Consider the following 19,140-nt stretch of genomic DNA (forward strand, 5'->3'; position numbering starts at 1 on the left):
TTAGTTTTCAAAGTTCACTTCATCGCTCGTAAGCGACTTTTTAATATTACCATTTTGAAATATTACTTGTCAACATTTTTTAAAACTTATTTTTTAAGTTAGTTGAACAAGTTTTTGTTGTCGTTGAAGACAAGTAATAATATAACATGCATCTAAATATAACGTCAACATAAATTATGATTTTTTTCAAATCTTTTTCAAGTTCTATGTAAATACCTAAAACCGTATACAATAATACGCCTTATTATGATGCAAGAACTAAAAAACATGTTCTTTAATTACACCTTTGTTTAAAGCAAGATCCTTATATCGGTAGTCTATTATACACTTCAAATAAAATTTTCTTCTTATGAACCATCTCTTTTTTTACTTTCTCATTTAAATTATTCAATGATATTTCTTTATCTATTTCGTATAACGACCGTATTATTAGCGATTCAATCTCTAATACGTGCTCTTTATTAAGAAGAATCCCAAACAAATAATCACCTCAAAGTACCTCTATCCTTTGTCCAATTTTTAGTTCATCTAATTCTTTTATTGTTCTAATACTTAAAACATTTAATCATTTTGTTTTATAGCATACAAGCATGCCAATTCTCATATCCTTAGTATAAGAACTTGGACAAGAAAGAAGGCGATTTTATGCTTTTTTACTTTTATATCACTTCAAAAAGGAAATTAAAGCAATTATCTTTCATTACTATTATTGCATTTTTCACAGCTTGCTTAGTTTATATACAAGCACCTAAAACATTTTCAACTTTTTCAACAAATAAAGGTCCAATGGCAATTTATAAAGGTGATGCCTCACAAAAAAATGTAGCACTTACTTTTGATATTAGCTGGGGCGATGAAAACGTACTTAAAGTGCTGGATGTATTACGAAATCAAAGAATTACAAATGCAACCTTTTTCTTATCTGCAGCATGGGCAGAGAGACATCCAGAAATAGTAGAAACAATTGTTAAACAAGGTCATGAGATTGGGACACTCGGCTATCGTTATAAAAGCTATACTCAGTTAACTCCGGTTGAAATGCAAAGAGACTTAAATAATTCAGCAGAAGTATTTAATCGACTAGGTATAAAGGATATAAAATTATTTAGACCACCAAATGGCGAATACAATAAAGAAGTAATTAAACTTGCGGCTCGAAATAATCTTTCTGTCATTCATTGGAGTATTAATACTGAGGATTGGAGAAATCCTGGAACAAATAACATTGTTAAGAGCATAAAAAATAATACTGATCCAGGGGATATTATTTTGCTTCACGCAAGTGATTCAGCACTACAAACACCTAAAGCCCTGCCATTAATCTGGTCCTATTTAAAAGATGAAAGATATAACAATGTCACTGTTTCTCAAATGATTTCTAATACTAAAACGAATATTAAAATTGTAAAATAAAGAAAAATCACCGATTGGATTGGAAAGCCTTTAAGCGAAGACAGATGCTTAAGTTATACTTATCCCAAACAACTATATCCACTCCTTTACCAGTTATGATTACTTAATATGTAAAAAAGCTAAGAGAATTTCTCTTAGCTTTTGGTTTGTAAAACAATATGATATCAGGACTAAATGAAATCAAGCATTTGCTAACAGTCCAAAATTAGCTTTTTACTATTTTGTGTAAAGTTAATAACTGGTACGCATTACAAATAAATAAAGGTACAAGCATTAAAATTAACCAAGAAAGATCATTTTGTCTTAATGCAGGAACCCATTCAACGATTGTAACGACGACCATAAAAAATAATGCTGGAATAAAAGCTCCTTTGTTTGTTTCGCTCTTTTTTATATAAGCAACAATCAAACCAACTATTAAAAGTACAATTGGAAATACTAAATATCCAGTAATAGTCTCACCGTGTGCATACTCCTTAAATCGAAAATATGCTAAATCAAATAAAGCTAATACAATTAATACAATCTGAACTATATTCCAAAATGACTTAAATAAGCCTAGACCAAATCTATGTATGGTTAAATATGCAAAGAATCCCATCTGACTTACAGCACTGAATACTAATCCTAAAATAAACAAAAATGATATTTCTACTAATAACTTTATAATTCTAGCATCTTGAACATAGCTTAAATATTCTTTATACCCATAAAGAATACCCGTTAAGATTGTTGCGATGCCCCCAACTAATAAAGTTGTTAAAAATAATCGAACCAATTTCCGACTCGTCATTCTTTTCTCGATCCCCCGTTTTCACAAAGCAATTTAAGCTTTTCTTCTAAAATTTAGATGATTCCTATAAAACTTTATTAACTATTTAATCAATATAAATACCCTAATAATTTATTTCATGTCTAAATATTAGAGATGGATACATTACATAACCATTTCTAACAAAAAACAAGCATACAAATTAAAAGGGTATTGTTTATCATTTATTTAATACGATTTTTTCGACTACTTGCTTAGCAATCGTCGTATAGATTTTACCGGTTGGGTGATCTTTATCATATATAGAAGGTGCAAAGTCTTCTTCTTCCCAATCAGGCTGTTGTAAAGGTAATTGTCCTAATAGAGTCGTTTGAAGCTCATTTGCAAGCCTTTCTCCTCCACCTTTACCAAAAACATACTCTTTTTCGCCAGTTTTTTTACTTTCAAAATAGCTCATATTTTCTACAACACCAATAATTTCATGGTTTGTTTTTAATGCCATAACTCCCGCTCTAGCTGCAACAATTGAAGCAGTAGGATGTGGTGTCGTAACGATAATTTCCTTACAAGATGGTAACATACTATGAACGTCTAGCGCTACGTCTCCAGTTCCCGGTGGTAAGTCTAGTAGTAGATAATCTAAGTCTCCCCATTCAACTTCTGTAAAAAACTGCTGTAGCATTTTACCAAGCATTGGGCCTCTCCAAATAATTGGTGAATTATCTTCTACGAAGAATCCCATTGAAATAACCTTTACACCAAAACGATCTACTGGAATGATACGTTCTCCCCTGATCACAGGTCTTGTCGTAATCCCCATCATGTCAGGTACACTAAAACCATAAATATCAGCATCAATAATACCTACTTTTTTGCCTAATCTTGCTAAAGCAACAGCCAAGTTTACGGACACTGTTGATTTTCCTACTCCACCTTTTCCACTTGCAATAGCTAAAAACTGTACTTTTTTATTATCTAATAGTGAAAGACTTGATTGTTCTTGGTTCTTTTCAACAAACTGACTTTTTTCTTCTTCTGTAAATTCAGTAAAACGAATTCCAACTGTATCAGCACCATTTTGCTTCAGTAACTGAACGATTTGTGTTTGAATTTGCATTTGTTCCGCAGTACCTGTTTTTAATAATGCAATTTTAACGCTTACATGTTTCTTTTCTTCTTTTATCGAAATTTCTTTAACAGCATCCAATTCTACTAATGATTTATTTAAAAATGGCTCATTAATTGTACCTAAAAGTGATAATACTTGTTCATTGGTAAGCATATTTACACCTCGTTATCTTAATATACTAAATAGTATAACACATGAAACATAGTAAGTCCTAAGTAACATTCATTCGTTAAAAAAAATGAAAACCACCGATTGACTCGGCGGTCTTATAGTAGAAGAAGTCCAGAAAATATGAATTTCGAAGTGATTGAAAGCGCTTGTCTTTCAAAAAGTATAATTAGGTGTCCAATGATGCTACACTATGTGGTAATACAACAGAATGAAATACCGATTAATTAGGCGGCTCATTTTTGTCTGTATAGTATCTAATAACCCCTCTATATATAGCGGCTGCCAGTTTATCTTGATATTCTTCATCTTTTAGCTGCTGACTTTCTTCATAATTTGATAAAAATCCTACTTCCACAAGCGCACCTGGTACTTTCGAGTATTTCATTAAGTAAACATGATTAATAATTTTCGCTAGTCGATGAGTATTGTTTAAACTTTCTCTTAACTCAGCTTGGACGTATTTTGCAAATCGCTCATTTTCAATAAATGAACCATAATAGAATGTTTGAGCACCTTTAGATGATGTTCTTGGTAAGGAGTTCAAATGAATTGATATGTATAAGTCTGCGTGAGATCCATTAATAATTTCTACTCTTTTTCTTAAATCAACACTCTTTCTTCTACTATACCCTTTCATTCCATCCTCTGCTAAATCATAATCACCATCCCTTGTCATAATAACCGTTGCGCCTTGACCTTGTAAATAATCCCTCAGTTTATTTGTTATTGATAATGCAACAACTTTTTCAATAACCTCTCCACCTGAAGCACCTCCATCTGGTCCACCATGTCCAGCATCCAAAACAATCACTTTTCCATCTAGAGGTAGTCCTCTAAAATTCCAGGTCTTTGAAGTCTTTTGTAATAAAGGTATACATAAAATCAAAAAAACAAAGGTTACAATGATAACGATAAAGTGCCATCTTTTCATTTTTTCTCCCCCTGATTGTCCTATAAAAAATATATGGGACAACTAGGAAGAATATGACTTACTTTGATAAACGAAGTCTGTGTCTTCTTTCTCCTTTTACATAGCCATCTAACCACCAATTATTTAAAAAGGATTTACATCTGTCAAACGGCTCTGTTTGGATATCATCCTTACGGCCAAATACCGAAGAATAAAATAAATAGGCTAACCATTCAGATTCTTTAGCTGATCTTCTTTTAACATTTTCAATTGGTTCTCCAAAAAAGCCAAATCGGCTATATCTTGCACCAAGTAAGTATGTCTCTACAACTAGCTCTAAACAGTAATCCTCTCGTGCTTTTCTTTGGTGACTATCTGCATCTATAAAGTAGGAAAAAGAATCCTTCAATTGAGCTTTTAACTGCATAATTTTTAATTCTTTTAATAAGCTTTTTTCAAATTTAATTTGTTTTTCTCTTCTTTTTTCTCGAAAATTCGTTATAAGATTCATGATGAAACCTCCCCGTAATCATATTCTAAGACGAAAAGGGGTCCTTCATTCATAAACTACATACTTAATTTCTTCCATAAGAAAATAATAATTTTCATAAAAAACACTGATTTTACAAAATAGAAAGATTGTGAATTAATAAACCATTTTTTAGGCCCCTAAACTTTCTTTCAAAAATAAAAAAGAGGGACTCAATTTACCCTCTTTTAGGATTAATTATTATATGACTTCATTCTTTGTAAGAGTAACCCTTCACTTTTTTCATTTTCTCCATATACAAATTGTGGCATATGGTATTTAAGGTATTGTCCATATTTACTATTTGTATTTAATATTAATTCGTCTACAAAATAAGCTCCATCTTCTACACTATCCAAAAATAAACTTGCAACTCCTGCATAAACTCCACATGCAACTTGAAGATAAGTTGCATTTGTACCATAGTTAGCGAATGAATCTTTATTGTTTATAACGTTATAGATATAGCGCTCTTTATCTTCATATACAAGTAAAACTCCAACTAGGTCCTCTCCTACTAATGGAGCTGTTGAAGGATCTAGAAGCTTTTTATCAAAACCCATTATTTCATCAGTATTTTTTAAATTATTTCTAATTAGATTTGTTGTATGCTCATTTACACGATAAACAAAACCACTTTCTAAGTTGAATAATTTGCCGATAATAAAAACTTCTTCATGCGGCATTAGGCAACCATAGAAAACTTTTTCTCCTAATGTTACTTTAAATTCAACAGAGTACACATCATCATACAAGAAGATTGGAATATTTTCTTTAACGAACATAGGAAAGCTTGTGACAGCTTCTTCTAGGAAGCAATCAGGGGACCAAGTGGTATAAATTGTTTCTTTTTGAGCTATAGAAGGGTTTTCATAAAAAGAATTATCATGCTCAACAATATAACATGCAAGAGGCTTTTCAGAAGGGAATTGTTTCATTAAATCGATTGCCATCCATTGGACAATACCTGGATTCATACCTGAACCAATAATTGCGGTAGTCTGTTTAAACTTTCTTTTATTTTCTTCAAAAATACGTAAACGTTCCTTAAGCGGGAAACCGGAACGAATACTTTCATCTTCATCTACAATTTCACTTTCTAAAGCCGTGTTGACATATTTAACACCAAACTCATTACAGCAACGTAACATCTCAACGGAATCGGCTCTAGAAACATCAACCACAAGAACTGTTTTGCTTTCTATAAGATGTTTCTTCATTAAATCAATATTATTAACATTTACTTCATGAAATGTAACTTTTCCAATTAAATTAGGAATAATCCTTTCAAAGTAAGTCAAATCTTTCTGCTTTAAGTCAATAAAATGAAACCTGGCATTTTTCATTATCTGGTGAATAGGATCATTTATATCCTCCACCGCTTTATTGAATATAGAAAGTACTGCCTTTGCTACTCCGCCAGAACTACCTAATAGGGTAATAATCGCATCCTTTTCAAACATATAAACAACTCCATAAATTGGTTTAATATTAGCTTTTACTTTACTATATGAGCCAATGGAAAAAGTGTTCGGACAAGTATCCTGTCTGCCCAATCTATCAATCAACTGGAAAAAAAAAAGCCTAACTAATTATTAGTTAATAGCTCTATTTTTCATTTTTTTTATCATCGGTTTCTGGTTTTTCTAAAAGTTTTTTCTGTTGCTCCATACAAAACTCTCTAAATTGTTTGCATTCTTCTCTACATTCTTCCCTACATTTTTCTATTTCTTCTTCGCGTTTCTTTTCTCTTTCAACACGTAGTTCAAATTCTCTATCCCTTTCTTTTTGGTCAATTGGAGAGGTATCATTTTTTAGAAGTGGTACTTCCCCTCTTTGAATCGGTCCAATCCCCATTAGAGAACGCCATTCATTAGGCGTTAAAGATGCTCGCTCTACCATAATTGAAAAGGCTAATTTAGTTGCAATTGAGGCAAATTCTAAGTTAGAAGCTTCAAAAACAATACGATTACCATTTTTACGTTCTGCTGGGGTGAAGAATTTACGCGTAAATTCGTTGTTTAACTGGATGACCAAAGGATTAATGACAGCTTCATTATAAGTATTCCATTCATTCTCATTAAATGTACTTTGAACTATTTTCTCGTTCGTATTAAAAAAACTATAGATTCGTCTGATCGCATCATTTGTTCTCTGTGCCTCTGGAGCATAATTACTTATGGGTACTTGTTGTAAAGTATACAAAGGCTCTGAAAAACCTGCTCTTACACCATCACCTGTAAATTTCATATAATTGTTTACAAATTCATTCGTATTATTAACCATATCTTCTTGATCGAGTACTTCTTTAAAGTTCAATAACCAATTTATAAAACGATTGTTACTTACATTTCGAACGATACTATCATCGACAGAATCAATCACTTCTAATAATGGGAGTAAAGGATCATATGGAGGCGTTCCAAATAAATCATTACTGTTAAAATCCTGTCTTAAATGAATGATATCGCTATAAGGTAAAATTAGTACATTTTTGGTTTTGAATGTAAATTTTAAAAAGATTAACCCTTGATTATTTTCTAGCACTTCTACCGTAGTACAAGGAATGGGAAAAAGAGCTGTCGGATAGCCAAAGTCATTTCGTTTAATAAATGCAAAAGCATTACTATTCAAGTCAAGCTGGGTTACCATTTTCTCTAAAAGTAGTTGTAAAGACATGAATGGATTTGGTTCTCGAAGTACATTAAAAACCCACGGATCTGGGTTAATCTTGCACTCTTTATTATTCTCTCTGACATGAGTTACTTTTAGTTTTCCAATTGCATTAGCTTTCGGTCTAATACATGACCGAATCACATCATTCTTAAATAATGTATTTCCTAAAGTTAATTGACCTTCCCCATCGTCATTTAATAACTCAAAAGTACTAGTACTCGATTGAAAATTCATTTTTCCAATTATCCAGTCGATTAAACCCAGTGTACATCACCCCTAACATGGACGAAACTAAGTATATTTTATTAAGGTATATTATTTTATTCTTTTAAAACTCTTCTATGCTATAAATTGGGAAGTAATTATTAGAATATTATAATATTTCTTCGTTTTAGATTATGAATATCCTATTTAGTTTATTCCATCAAGTAAGAACATAGGAAAAAGACCCTCAGGAAAAGGAACTGAGGGCCTAGAAACATTTATTTTTAATATCTTTCAACTAAGAGTTGTTTTGACTCGAAGTATAAAACCTGAATAAATTTCTTCGCATTAATCCGCGTATGTGTCGATGAAGTAATTGATACTTGTTTCAGTTCACTCATTCTTTGACGTACTGTTTCAAAATCAAAAAACTTTGAAGCGTAATTTTCAAATTTAGGATTAGAGAAGTCTGTAAGCCCTATTGATGCCATATGGTTTAATGACTGGTAAATTGCCCTACGAACCCTTTGTTCTGACGATTTCCTTTCGCGATCAACATCTTCTTGTGAATTGACGAATCCTAGTTTTTTTAAACTGATACGTGTGTATATATCCTTTAAGGTAGGAAACCCTGCCTCTAAACCAAATTTCGTTTCATATTCATATACGTAATTGATCATATCAAGCAAATCCTTGCTTCCATTTTCTCCTGCTATTCCGAGTTCTGATAATAGAACCTGTCCCCAATCCGAAATTGTCTTTTTATCAGCAATTGGCCTTGGATGATTAATCGAATTTACATCAAAAACATTGCTTAATGACCTTTGAATATCACGAATAGATTGCTCCAACCGAATACGTTCTAAAACCTTCCGAATGACCGAAATCACTTCGATTTTGTTCAATGGCTTAGTAATGTAATATTCGATACCTAAGGAATACGCTTCTCCAATTAATTCTTTAGACTCTACTTGAGAAATCATTATTATTTTCCCTTTGAATGAAGGTGCTAATCTCCGAACCGTTTCTATACCATCCTGTATTGGCATTAGCAAATCAATAAATAAAATATCAACATGGTTTATTTCAAGCGTATTTGTCTCTATAAAGGAACCATCTTCTGCCTCACCGACCACGTCACCTAACTCTTCATCTTCTATGATTTGGGCCAACATAGATCGAAATACTTCATCATCGTCTGTGATATAAAAATTCATACATTCACCCTTTCTCTACGAGACCATCTATCGGTAGCCGAATCGTGAAAATACATTCACTCTCTGTTTGACTGAGAAGAACTTGTCCTCCCAATTCTTCTGCCATTTCTTTGATATATGATAAACCGATTCCTGTAGACGGTGTTCCATCATCACTATATTTTGAAGTGTACCCTGGTTTAAAAATAAGCTCCTTATTTTTTAACGCAATTCCTGGGCCATTATCAATCACTCTAGACTCAATCCAATCATCATTTTTTTCTATTGATAATAGAATTGTCCCTTCATGCTCTATTGCTTCTACAGCGTTCGCAACTAAATTATTAATAAAAGATAGCATGAGATAGATGTGATAATGTGGATGTTGCCCCTTTATCTGTGAAACAAACTCTATTTTCTTTCCTAACATGCCTGCATATTTTTGGTTTATTCGGATGATCATTGTCGCTAAATCATTTACGCTCATGTATTCGGGTAAGCTTTCGCTTGTAATTAGTTTAGAAAGTCCTGCAAAAATTCTTTGATTATCCTTTTTTATTTCATGTACCTCTCCTGCTATTCGCAAAGCTTTGCTCCCCCACTCTTCAATAGGAACGTCTAAATCCTCTTTATACTTATTCATATTTCGATATAAGTTATAGGATTCTTTCGTTATTGTTTCAGCATTTTGGAGCGTCTTTTTCAAATAAACAGACTCTACATACAAATTAGATAAATGCATTAGCATATTCTCATTCTCTTTACGAGTTTGTGACTCTTTCAATCTTAGCTCGTAAAGCTTCATCATATTAATAAATGCTAATACAAAAAAGCTTCTAAATATTGCAATGATAATAATTTTGTTTAACTCTTCTATAGTAAGCGTGGCTCCTATTCCATATAGTTGTAGGATCAACTCAATTAAACTTGAAGCTATTTCAAATGTAATACCGAAAATACCGATCAGAACAGGATGCTGAAACCGATTCACCCTCATTAAATAGAATAAAACAGAGTATGAGAAATAATATAAAAAAGTAGGAAACCTCACAGAAAAGGATGAGGAAAAGTTAAAATCTGTCATGATGATCCAATCGAGTCCAACACGGAATACAAAAACGGATACGCCTATTAAGAAGCCCATTACAACTGAAGGAAAATTCCTAAAGTACAATAAAGAAAAAAAGAAAATAGGTGTTCCGAAACTAACGCGAAAAATATTATCAAATGGATGAAAATTCAATTCGCCCGCTATTGGAACGATTACCATAAGTGCAATAACTATCCAGAAATCTCTACTTTGAAGTCCCTTAGATTTCAAATCCGCCACTTCCTGATTTTTGCTACTAGTATATCGCCTTGTTGTCATTAACACAATGATCCCCCGTACTGCATATTAATGTCATAAGAAAATACAGCTTGATCATCAAGCTGTATTTTTGTTTTTTATATTGTAACTAATTCTTTCGCAGCTTTAATAGGGCGATATGCAGGCTCCCACATTGCGTTTCGTACAGCTTGTTCAATATCATCATGTGCTACTCGTGCAACTCCATCAGCAACTGCTGCTTTTGCCACTTCAATCGCAACTACTTCTGAAATTGTACGTAGGTTCTCGATTTGTGGTAGTAAAGGTGCACCTAATTTACTTACATCTATCATTTCTGCTACAGCTTCTGCTGCCGCTGCAAACATGCCATCAGTAATAATGCTTGCGCGTGACACATTTGTTCCAAGTCCTAAACCTGGGAAAATAAGCGCATTATTTGATTGACCAATTACGTAAACAGTTTTGTTATATGTTACTGGAGCAAAAGGACTACCTGTCGCAACTAACGCTCTTCCTTCAGTCCATTTGATTAGATCAGAAGGTTTTGCTTCCGCAAGAGGTGTAGGGTTTGACATTGGTAAAATGACAGGTCTTTCAACATGTGCAGCCATATCTTTTACAATTTCTTCTGTAAAAGCACCAGCAACAGTTGACGTACCAATTAATATTGTAGGGTGAACTTGACTTACAACTTCTGCTAAGCTTGCACCCGAATTATTTTCTTCAACCGGTCGTGCGTATGGTTGTTGGAAGTCAAACAACCCGTCCATATCATTTGCAAGCAATCCATTTCGGTCAATACACCAAAATCTACGGTTCGCTAATTCTAATGAAAGACCTTCACGCACCATTGCGTCACGTACTTGGTCAGCGATTCCAATACCTGCTGCTCCTGCTCCAAATACGACTACTCGGTGTTCGCTTAATGGGATACCAGATGCGTTTACTGCTGCTAGTACAGCGGCAAGAGAAACTGCTCCAGTACCTTGAATATCATCATTAAAAGTACACACTCGATGACGATACTTATCTAATATATTTCTTGCATTTTTAGAGCTAAAATCTTCCCAATGTAATAATGCATTTGGATATTTTTCCACAGCCGCATTTACAAACTGCTCGATGAATTCATCATAGCGACTATCGCGAATACGAGGATGACGATTTCCAACATAAAATGGGTTGTTTAGTAGCTCTTCACGGTCTGTACCAACATCTAAAATAACTGGCATTACACGTGCAGGATCGATACCTGCTGCAGCTGTATAAACCGCTAATTTACCAATTGCGATATTAATACCTCCAACTCCCCAGTCACCAATTCCTAATATACCTTCACCGTCAGTAATAACGATTAAATCAATTTCGTCCGCATTTGCTCCATAATTTTCAAAAACTTGTTCAATACTATCTGCTTCATTAATCGATAGATACAATCCACGAGGTCTTCTATATTCATGACTATAACGCTGAATTGCTAGACCAACTGTCGGTGTATAGACAATCGGAAGCATTTCAGGTAAGTGATCAGTTAGAATTCGATAAAATAATGTCTCATTACGGTCATGCAAAGCTGATAATGTTACATTCTTATGCAAATCAGTAGGCTGTGACGAAAATTGCGCGTAAGCTCGTTTAGCTTGCTCTTCCAGTGTTAGTACTGCTGGCGGCAATAATCCTGTTAAACCTAACTCTTTTCGTTCCTCTTGAGTAAATGCAACTCCTTTATTAAGCATTGGCACACCTAATAATTCGGCACCACGCAAGGTAGTCTCTACCTCACCATTCGAACCTACCTTGAATTTATGCATACAATCCCATCCCTTATCTTTTTCTTTTTATATTTATCTATTTAAGTTAAGCAAAAAAGGGCTTTTCGCCCTTCACCATTTAAACATTGTCAGACTGTATGAAAAACACCTGTCTTTCAATAAGCTAAGCCTGAAGAAGCGCATAGTTACCGAAGAATGGTAACAAGCGCCGCAAACAGGCTAAGCAACAAAGAATACTGTCCGACTGATTATTGACGCTCTAAAAGAACTGCACCAGCAATACCTGGGTGAGTCATTTCAAATGGGTCTAAAATTAAATCAAGCTCTTCTTCTGATAATACATCATATTTTAAGCAAAGTTCACGAATTGGCTTTCCTGTTAGAATTGCTTCTCTCGCAATTCTTGCAGCAACTTCATAGCCGATATGTGGATTTACAGCTGTGATTAGCCCAACGCTCTTCTCTACATATTCTTTCATTCTGTCTTCATTTGCTTCAATTCCTTTTAAACAATTATCAGTAAATGCACGGAATACATTATTCATAATGTTAATAGATTGAAGTAAATTGAATACTAGTACAGGTTCCATAACGTTTAATTCTAATTGTCCTGCTTCTGATGCTAAACAAATTGTATGATCATTACCGATCACTTGGAATGCAACTTGGTTAACTACTTCAGCCATTACAGGATTTACTTTACCTGGCATAATAGATGAACCTGGTTGACGTGCTGGTAATGAAATTTCACCAAGCCCTGCACGTGGACCAGAAGCCATTAAGCGTAAATCATTCGCAATTTTAGACATATTCATCATACATACTTTAAGAGCAGCTGATACTTCTGTGTAAGAGTCAGTGTTTTGAGTAGCATCAACAAGATGCTCAGCTCCTACAAGTGATAAGCCACTAATTTCAGCAAGTTGCTTAACAACAAGTTCAATATAGCGAGGATCAGCATTTAAGCCTGTTCCTACCGCTGTAGCTCCCATATTTACCTCATATAAATGTTGACGCGATTGTTCGATACGTTTTATATCACGAGCAAGAACTCGAGAATAAGCTTCGAACTCTTGTCCTAAACGAATCGGTACTGCATCCTGTAAGTGAGTACGCCCCATTTTAATAACATGATCAAATTCTTTTGCCTTTAACTCAAATACATCATGCATATAGTTCATCGTATTTAATAGTTTATCTAACATATTTAAAGTCGCAATGTGAATTGCAGTTGGAAATGCATCATTTGTAGACTGCGACATATTTACATGGGTGTTTGGACTAATACAGAAATAGTCACCTTTTTCTTTACCTAAAATTTCAAGCGCACGATTTGCAATAACTTCATTTGCATTCATATTCATTGACGTACCTGCGCCACCTTGAATAGGATCTACAATGAAATGATCATGCCATTTGCCATCAATAATTTCTTGAGCAGCTTCTGCAATTGCATTACCATTTCCTTCATACAGACGTTTTGTTTCCACATTAGCAAGTGCAGCTGCTTTCTTTACAATTGCTAAAGCCTTAATAAGCTCTTCGTGAATTTTATATCCAGTAATCGGAAAATTTTCAACTGCACGTAATGTTTGGACACCATAGTAGGCATCTGCTGGAATTTCTTTTTCTCCTAAGAAATCTTTTTCAATACGTATGTTTGGTTTAATTTCAGTAGCCGCCATTTTGTTTTTCTCCCATCTTTACGCAACTTTTGATTCCTTATATGAATCAATAAATGCTTGCGCTTTATCTTTATCGTATTCGCCTTCCCATTTAGCCATTGTAATTGCAGCTAATGAGTTTCCTAATACATTTACTGCAGAACGGACCATGTCTAAAATACGGTCAATACCTGCAATTAATGCGATTCCTTCTAAAGGTAATCCCATTGAACCTAGTGTTGCTAGTACAACTACGAACGATGCACCAGGGACACCGGCCATCCCTTTCGATGTAAGCATCAATACAAATAATAATGTAACCTGCTCCATAAATGTCATGTGAATATTATACATCTGAGCGACAAATAACGCAGCAAGAGCTTGATAGATTGCCGAGCCTGTTAGATTAAACGAATATCCAGTCGGAATAACGAAAGATACGATTGCCTTTGGACAACCCATTTCCTCCATTTTTTTCATAATGTTCGGAAGAACTGCTTCCGAACTTGCTGTTGTAAAGGAAAGTATTAGCTCGTCCTTTAAAACCTTAATAAGCGTAAAAATATTCGTCCCTGTCATTTTAGCATTAATACCTAAAATAACAATAGCAAAAAATGCCACAGTTACATAAACAGCTAATACAAGTTTACCAAGTGGTAATAATGTACTAACACCGAACTTTGCCACTGTAACTGCAATTAACGCGAAAACTCCGATTGGAGCAGTTTTCATAATTTGATTTGTTACCCAGAACATTGCTTCTAATACGCCTTCAAAAAATCCAAGAACTGGCTTTCCTTTATCTCCAATCGCCGCTACTCCTAAACCGAAAAGAACAGAGAAGAAAATAATCGGTAAAAGATCGCCTTGTGCCATCGATTCAAACACATTTTTTGGGAAGATATGAACGATTGTTTCGGCAAAGCCACTTTTTTGTGTTGCAGATGCTGTTTGTTCATATGCTGAAATATCACCTTTTTGCAGATGGCTCATATCTATACCTGCACCTGGATGGAATATATTTGCTGCAAGTAATCCAATTCCAAGCGCAATTGTCGTAATGATTTCAAAGTAAAGAAGTGTTTTCCCTCCAAGTTTTCCAAGCTTCTTTATATCCCCTACACCTGCTACAGCAACTACAAGTGCTGAAATTACGATTGGCATAACAATCATTTTAATTAAATGAATAAAAATATCACCAATCGGTTGAATATAAGAGACTGCCTTCTCGTTACCATATACTAAAGCTCCTACAACAATACCTAATATAAGAGCAATAAAAATTTGCGTAGCTAATCCAAATTTTTTCATATAAATCCCCCTTGTTAACGCTTTCAAACATTTAAATGAAATACATAACTCATTCTATATGCAAACCTACAAAACAATACAGAAACCTACAAACAGTTTTAAAATTATTTCAAATAAAAAAAAGCACGAACATTCAGTTAGTCTAAGATAGAGCTGTTTTAGGAGTGTCAAAATCAAAATTAACTCGAAAAAATTTTTAAAAAAAAGAACCATCAAGTGGCTCGAATTATTATGTATTTTAGAAGTTTATTCTATTTATTGGGTACATTATTACTTAAATAATCTTTTACCCATTTATGTTTCCCACAATAATCATCAAATCTCTCAATATGCCTTCCAAATGGAGGAAGCGTCAATCCACACCTATCCACTACTTGATTATAATAATCTTCCCCTACTTCCCAACTTATGAGGTCATTTTTAATTGCTAAGATTAGTAAGTCCCAAAAAGTTATAACAACTTTTTCCCCTTCCGAATCCACGGAGATAATTTCCTTAGCTTGTTTATCATTAGAAATAATTGCATCAATCTCCATGCCTACAGAGTAGGCATAGCAATCAAGTTCTCCAGGATCAAGTTTTGGTCTCATTCTACTTTTGGTTTGATTTACTGTTTTCTTCTGTTCAATAGATAAATCATTCCAAGTATCCTTTGTTCTTCTCAAGAATTGCCCTTTATTTATTTCATTTAGTAATTGATAATAAATATGACTGTGGCTAGCCTTCAATTCATCCTCAACTTTAGGAGTAATGTAAATTAAATCTAAAATATAAGGAACAATTTTAAAAAATATACCACCTTTAACCATGTGTACCAAAATATCTGTATCTGACAACACTACAGCTTTAAGGTTATTTTCATTAGTCTTTACCTACTTCTATTATCTTTTCCAAACTAGGCATATGTAATAAATTTGCAAGATACAATACTTTTTTACGTGATATTCTACCATTTTTAATATTATCAAGAATACTTTGGTTAAACCTCTCTGGTATACGACTTTCTGATAACGGTGAAATTAAATCAATATCAAATCCTAATTCAACTGTTTTTTCTTTAAGCAATATTGGATTTTCTTTAGTACTTAACTTATTAAACTCATCTCTTTGAAAGTCTGTTAAAACACCATATTTATTTAACATACGTGTAGTTTGTCTAAAACTAAGTTGAAAATGGTGTTGTATATTCATAATTTCTTTAATAGTAATCTTAGAAAAATTGCTTACCCCTACCTTAGAAAGGTAATTAAATATTAAAGGCTCAGACATAAGAAAATAATCGGCAAACTTGAAAGCGAAATACTCCATTTTATCTAATTCATATTGTTTCTGCTCTTCAGATAAGTTATCTATTTTCTTAATTTGACTTAAATCCTTCAAAATATGGCAAAATTCATGAATGGCAGTATATATTTGTCTTCCAAGTGGTTCTGAAGCATTTAAAAATATTGCTTTTTCTTTACCTAAAATCCGTATAAACCCTGAAGTTCCTAAGTTTAAAATTTGAAAAACTAAATAACCCTGTTCTTCTAAAAATTTTATTACATTAATTCTTTCATCTGCATTTACATTTAATTTTTCTCTTATTTCATTTGCAAAAATCTTTGCTTCATAATTGATTTTTTTCTTATCAATATCACTTATAACTACCTTATCTGTACGAGAGAACATTTTATTCACCCTCTTGTTTAAATAAAAATTCTTGAGCAATTAATTCATTTATAATATTTTCTGACCAATCAATTAGCCTTTCATTGGATATACCTTCACCCTGTCTAAAGAGTATTAGTGCTTCCAATTCATTCTCATCAGTATTAAGTATTTCATTAATATCTAACCCCAAATAGTCACATATATCTTTTGCGTCTTTTGCGGATAACACAGTTCTACCTGTCTCAATATTTCCAATTTGGGATCTTGAAAGATTAACACCTTCCCCCAGCTCTTCTTGAGAAAATCCACATTCTAGACGAGCTTGGCGTATTCTTTTACCTATTACTTCGTCCTTAAGTTTACTCATTTCAGTCATCCTTTCCACCCACATTTACTATATAATATAATAATTACACAATAAAATGAAGTTTATGCTTATATATTACACAAACTAATCTTTGCACACTAATTATCATATAAATGATTTAAGGAAAATGGTACATTACTTTATTCCTCATATAAACACCATTTACAGTAATAAATAAAAAATGAACTGCCTGAATAAACTGTGATATTTAATCACATAGTTAAAAAAACAAAAAAGACTCCCAACCAAAAATGGTTGAGAGTCCTTGTACTGTTGAAAATTAACGTTTTGAGAACTGAGGAGCTCTACGTGCACCTTTAAGACCGTATTTTTTACGCTCTTTCATACGTGCATCACGAGTTAATAATCCAGCGCGTTTTAAAGTTCCGCGGTATTCAGGATCAACTTGTAATAATGCTCTTGCGATACCGTGACGAATTGCACCAGCTTGACCAGTGTATCCACCACCGTTAACGTTTACTAAAATATCATAGCTACCTAAAGTTTCAGTTGCAACAAGTGGTTGTTTAACAACTTCTCTTAATGCAGCGAATGGGATGTAATCTTCAAAATCACGACCGTTAATAATAACGCGTCCTTCGCCAGGAACTAAACGTACACGAGCTACTGAGCTTTTACGACGTCCTGTGCCATAGTATTGTACTTGTGCCATGTGAATGCCCTCCTTTTATAATTATCCGCGAAGTTCGTAAACTTCTGGTTTTTGTGCTTGGTGTGGATGCTCGTTACCAGCATACACGTGTAATTTTTTGATTTGAGCACGTCCAAGACGTCCTTTTGGAAGCATACCTTTAACAGCTAACTCAAGCATTTTAACTGGGTAGTTAGTACGCATTTCTAAAGCTGTACGCTCTTTTAAACCACCAGCATACATTGTGTGACGGTAGTAAATTTTATCGTTTAATTTGTTTCCTGTTAATTCAACTTTCTCAGCGTTGATGATGATTACGTTATCACCTGTATCAACGTGTGGTGTGAAAGTTGGTTTGTGCTTACCGCGAAGTAAAGTAGCTACTTCAGTTGCAAGACGACCTAAAGTTTTTCCTTCAGCGTCTACAACAAACCACTTACGTTCAACTTCGCTAGCTTTTGCCATATAAGTTGTGCGCATTCTATTTTCCTCCTAATACAATATACATAAAGTAAAATTGTTTTTATTGTTTATCTATAACACGACTGGTTCCGGGGCTAATCGTGGTTCTTAAAACAATACCGTATTTAATATTAAACTTTATACCTTCTAATGTCAAGCAAATGTTACACCAGGATTAGTTGTTATAATCAACTTTCCATAAAAATAATCCATTAGGCGGCGAAGTCTTGCCAGCACTAGCTCGATCGCGTGCTGATAATGCATTTCTAACACTTTTAATATCACGCTTTCCTTGACCTACTTCAATTAATGTTCCAACAATTATTCTTACCATATTATAAAGAAAACCATTTCCTTCTAAAGCGATAACAATTCCTTGTTCCGTTTTATTAATAGTCCCTTTATAAATTGTACGTACTTTGTCCTTTATATCCGTATTCGATGCACAAAAAGAACTAAAATCATGTGTACCTAGTAAGTAATTGAGCGCCTCTTGCATTTTATCAGTATCTAAATCAAAAGGGAAAAAATAATGATGGTTTCTCGAAAAAACATTTTCATCTTTTTCATTCCAAATAAAATATCGATATTCTTTTCGAACGACATCAAATCTTGAATGAAAACCTTCATCTACGATTTCTACTGATCTTATATTAATATCTTTAGGCAGTTGCGCATTTAAGGCTCTCTTCCATTGCTCAGGTTTCAGATCGTATTCACTATCAAAATGAATTACTTGTCCTACAGCGTGTACGCCAGTATCAGTTCTACCGGATGCATGGATTCGAATTGGGTTTCCTTTATGCATTTTTGTTAGAACCGTTTCAAAATCCGATTGAACTGTTCTCTGATTGGGTTGAACTTGGTACCCATTAAATAGTGTGCCATCATATGAGATTATACATTTAATTCGATTCATAGCTTATCTC

18 protein-coding genes are annotated in these 19,140 nt (G+C 33.6%); 1 reads left to right on the top strand and 17 read right to left on the bottom strand.

Annotated elements, in window-relative coordinates:
- Positions 1 to 645: 645 nt before the first annotated feature.
- Positions 646 to 1,413, top strand: a complete 768-nt coding sequence (gene pdaB, locus COC46_RS08380; RefSeq protein ID WP_098809285.1) for a polysaccharide deacetylase family sporulation protein PdaB — start codon at positions 646 to 648, stop codon at positions 1,411 to 1,413.
- 205 nt (positions 1,414 to 1,618) lie between these two features.
- Here pdaB and COC46_RS08385 read toward each other — a convergent pair whose 3' ends face one another.
- From COC46_RS08385 to truA, 17 genes are all read right to left on the bottom strand, one after another.
- Entirely contained in the window at positions 1,619 to 2,206 is a 588-nt protein-coding gene (locus tag COC46_RS08385; protein WP_098809286.1) for a KinB-signaling pathway activation protein, read from the bottom strand.
- Between the two features lie 199 nt (positions 2,207 to 2,405).
- Positions 2,406 to 3,467 (bottom strand): Mrp/NBP35 family ATP-binding protein, encoded by a 1,062-nt coding sequence (locus COC46_RS08390; RefSeq protein ID WP_098809287.1) that lies wholly within the window; start codon positions 3,465 to 3,467, stop codon positions 2,406 to 2,408.
- A 238-nt stretch (positions 3,468 to 3,705) separates the two neighbouring features.
- Positions 3,706 to 4,416 carry an N-acetylmuramoyl-L-alanine amidase CwlD gene (gene cwlD, locus COC46_RS08395; RefSeq protein ID WP_098809288.1) on the bottom strand — a complete coding sequence of 237 codons (711 nt, stop codon included), beginning with the start codon at positions 4,414 to 4,416 and terminating at the stop codon, positions 3,706 to 3,708.
- Positions 4,417 to 4,474: 58 nt separating this feature from the next.
- On the bottom strand, positions 4,475 to 4,906 hold the full coding sequence (locus COC46_RS08400; RefSeq protein WP_098809289.1) for a DUF2521 family protein: 432 nt from the start codon (positions 4,904 to 4,906) through the stop codon (positions 4,475 to 4,477).
- Between the two features lie 212 nt (positions 4,907 to 5,118).
- Positions 5,119 to 6,387, bottom strand: a complete 1,269-nt coding sequence (locus tag COC46_RS08405; RefSeq protein ID WP_098809290.1) for a saccharopine dehydrogenase family protein — start codon at positions 6,385 to 6,387, stop codon at positions 5,119 to 5,121.
- Between the two features lie 145 nt (positions 6,388 to 6,532).
- Positions 6,533 to 7,834, bottom strand: coding sequence for a phage portal protein (locus COC46_RS08410; RefSeq protein ID WP_098809291.1), 1,302 nt, complete (start codon positions 7,832 to 7,834; stop codon positions 6,533 to 6,535).
- A gap of 254 nt (positions 7,835 to 8,088) precedes the next feature.
- Entirely contained in the window at positions 8,089 to 9,021 is a 933-nt protein-coding gene (locus tag COC46_RS08415) for a response regulator (RefSeq protein ID WP_098809292.1), read from the bottom strand.
- Between the two features lie 4 nt (positions 9,022 to 9,025).
- Positions 9,026 to 10,270 (bottom strand): ATP-binding protein, encoded by a 1,245-nt coding sequence (locus tag COC46_RS08420; RefSeq protein WP_255294853.1) that lies wholly within the window; start codon positions 10,268 to 10,270, stop codon positions 9,026 to 9,028.
- A 176-nt stretch (positions 10,271 to 10,446) separates the two neighbouring features.
- Positions 10,447 to 12,141 carry an NAD-dependent malic enzyme gene (locus COC46_RS08425; RefSeq protein ID WP_098809293.1) on the bottom strand — a complete coding sequence of 565 codons (1,695 nt, stop codon included), beginning with the start codon at positions 12,139 to 12,141 and terminating at the stop codon, positions 10,447 to 10,449.
- Positions 12,142 to 12,350: 209 nt separating this feature from the next.
- Positions 12,351 to 13,787 carry an aspartate ammonia-lyase gene (gene aspA, locus COC46_RS08430; RefSeq protein WP_098809294.1) on the bottom strand — a complete coding sequence of 479 codons (1,437 nt, stop codon included), beginning with the start codon at positions 13,785 to 13,787 and terminating at the stop codon, positions 12,351 to 12,353.
- An 18-nt stretch (positions 13,788 to 13,805) separates the two neighbouring features.
- Entirely contained in the window at positions 13,806 to 15,077 is a 1,272-nt protein-coding gene (locus tag COC46_RS08435; protein WP_098809295.1) for a cation:dicarboxylate symporter family transporter, read from the bottom strand.
- Between the two features lie 251 nt (positions 15,078 to 15,328).
- Positions 15,329 to 15,913, bottom strand: a complete 585-nt coding sequence (locus tag COC46_RS08440) for a hypothetical protein (RefSeq protein ID WP_141550886.1) — start codon at positions 15,911 to 15,913, stop codon at positions 15,329 to 15,331.
- A 25-nt stretch (positions 15,914 to 15,938) separates the two neighbouring features.
- Positions 15,939 to 16,748 carry an ImmA/IrrE family metallo-endopeptidase gene (locus tag COC46_RS08445; RefSeq protein ID WP_098809297.1) on the bottom strand — a complete coding sequence of 270 codons (810 nt, stop codon included), beginning with the start codon at positions 16,746 to 16,748 and terminating at the stop codon, positions 15,939 to 15,941.
- A gap of 1 nt (position 16,749) precedes the next feature.
- Entirely contained in the window at positions 16,750 to 17,106 is a 357-nt protein-coding gene (locus tag COC46_RS08450) for a helix-turn-helix domain-containing protein (RefSeq protein WP_176545101.1), read from the bottom strand.
- 271 nt (positions 17,107 to 17,377) lie between these two features.
- Positions 17,378 to 17,770, bottom strand: coding sequence for a 30S ribosomal protein S9 (rpsI, locus tag COC46_RS08455; RefSeq protein WP_098809299.1), 393 nt, complete (start codon positions 17,768 to 17,770; stop codon positions 17,378 to 17,380).
- Positions 17,771 to 17,791: 21 nt separating this feature from the next.
- A complete protein-coding gene (gene rplM / locus COC46_RS08460; protein WP_088014592.1) occupies positions 17,792 to 18,229 on the bottom strand; it encodes a 50S ribosomal protein L13 in 438 nt (145 codons plus the stop codon).
- A 157-nt stretch (positions 18,230 to 18,386) separates the two neighbouring features.
- Positions 18,387 to 19,130, bottom strand: a complete 744-nt coding sequence (gene truA, locus COC46_RS08465; RefSeq protein WP_098809300.1) for a tRNA pseudouridine(38-40) synthase TruA — start codon at positions 19,128 to 19,130, stop codon at positions 18,387 to 18,389.
- Positions 19,131 to 19,140: the final 10 nt, after the last annotated feature.

It is taken from the genome of Bacillus sp. AFS041924, from assembly GCF_002577195.1.
In the GTDB taxonomy this organism is placed as follows: Bacteria; Bacillota; Bacilli; order Bacillales; family Bacillaceae_G; genus Gottfriedia.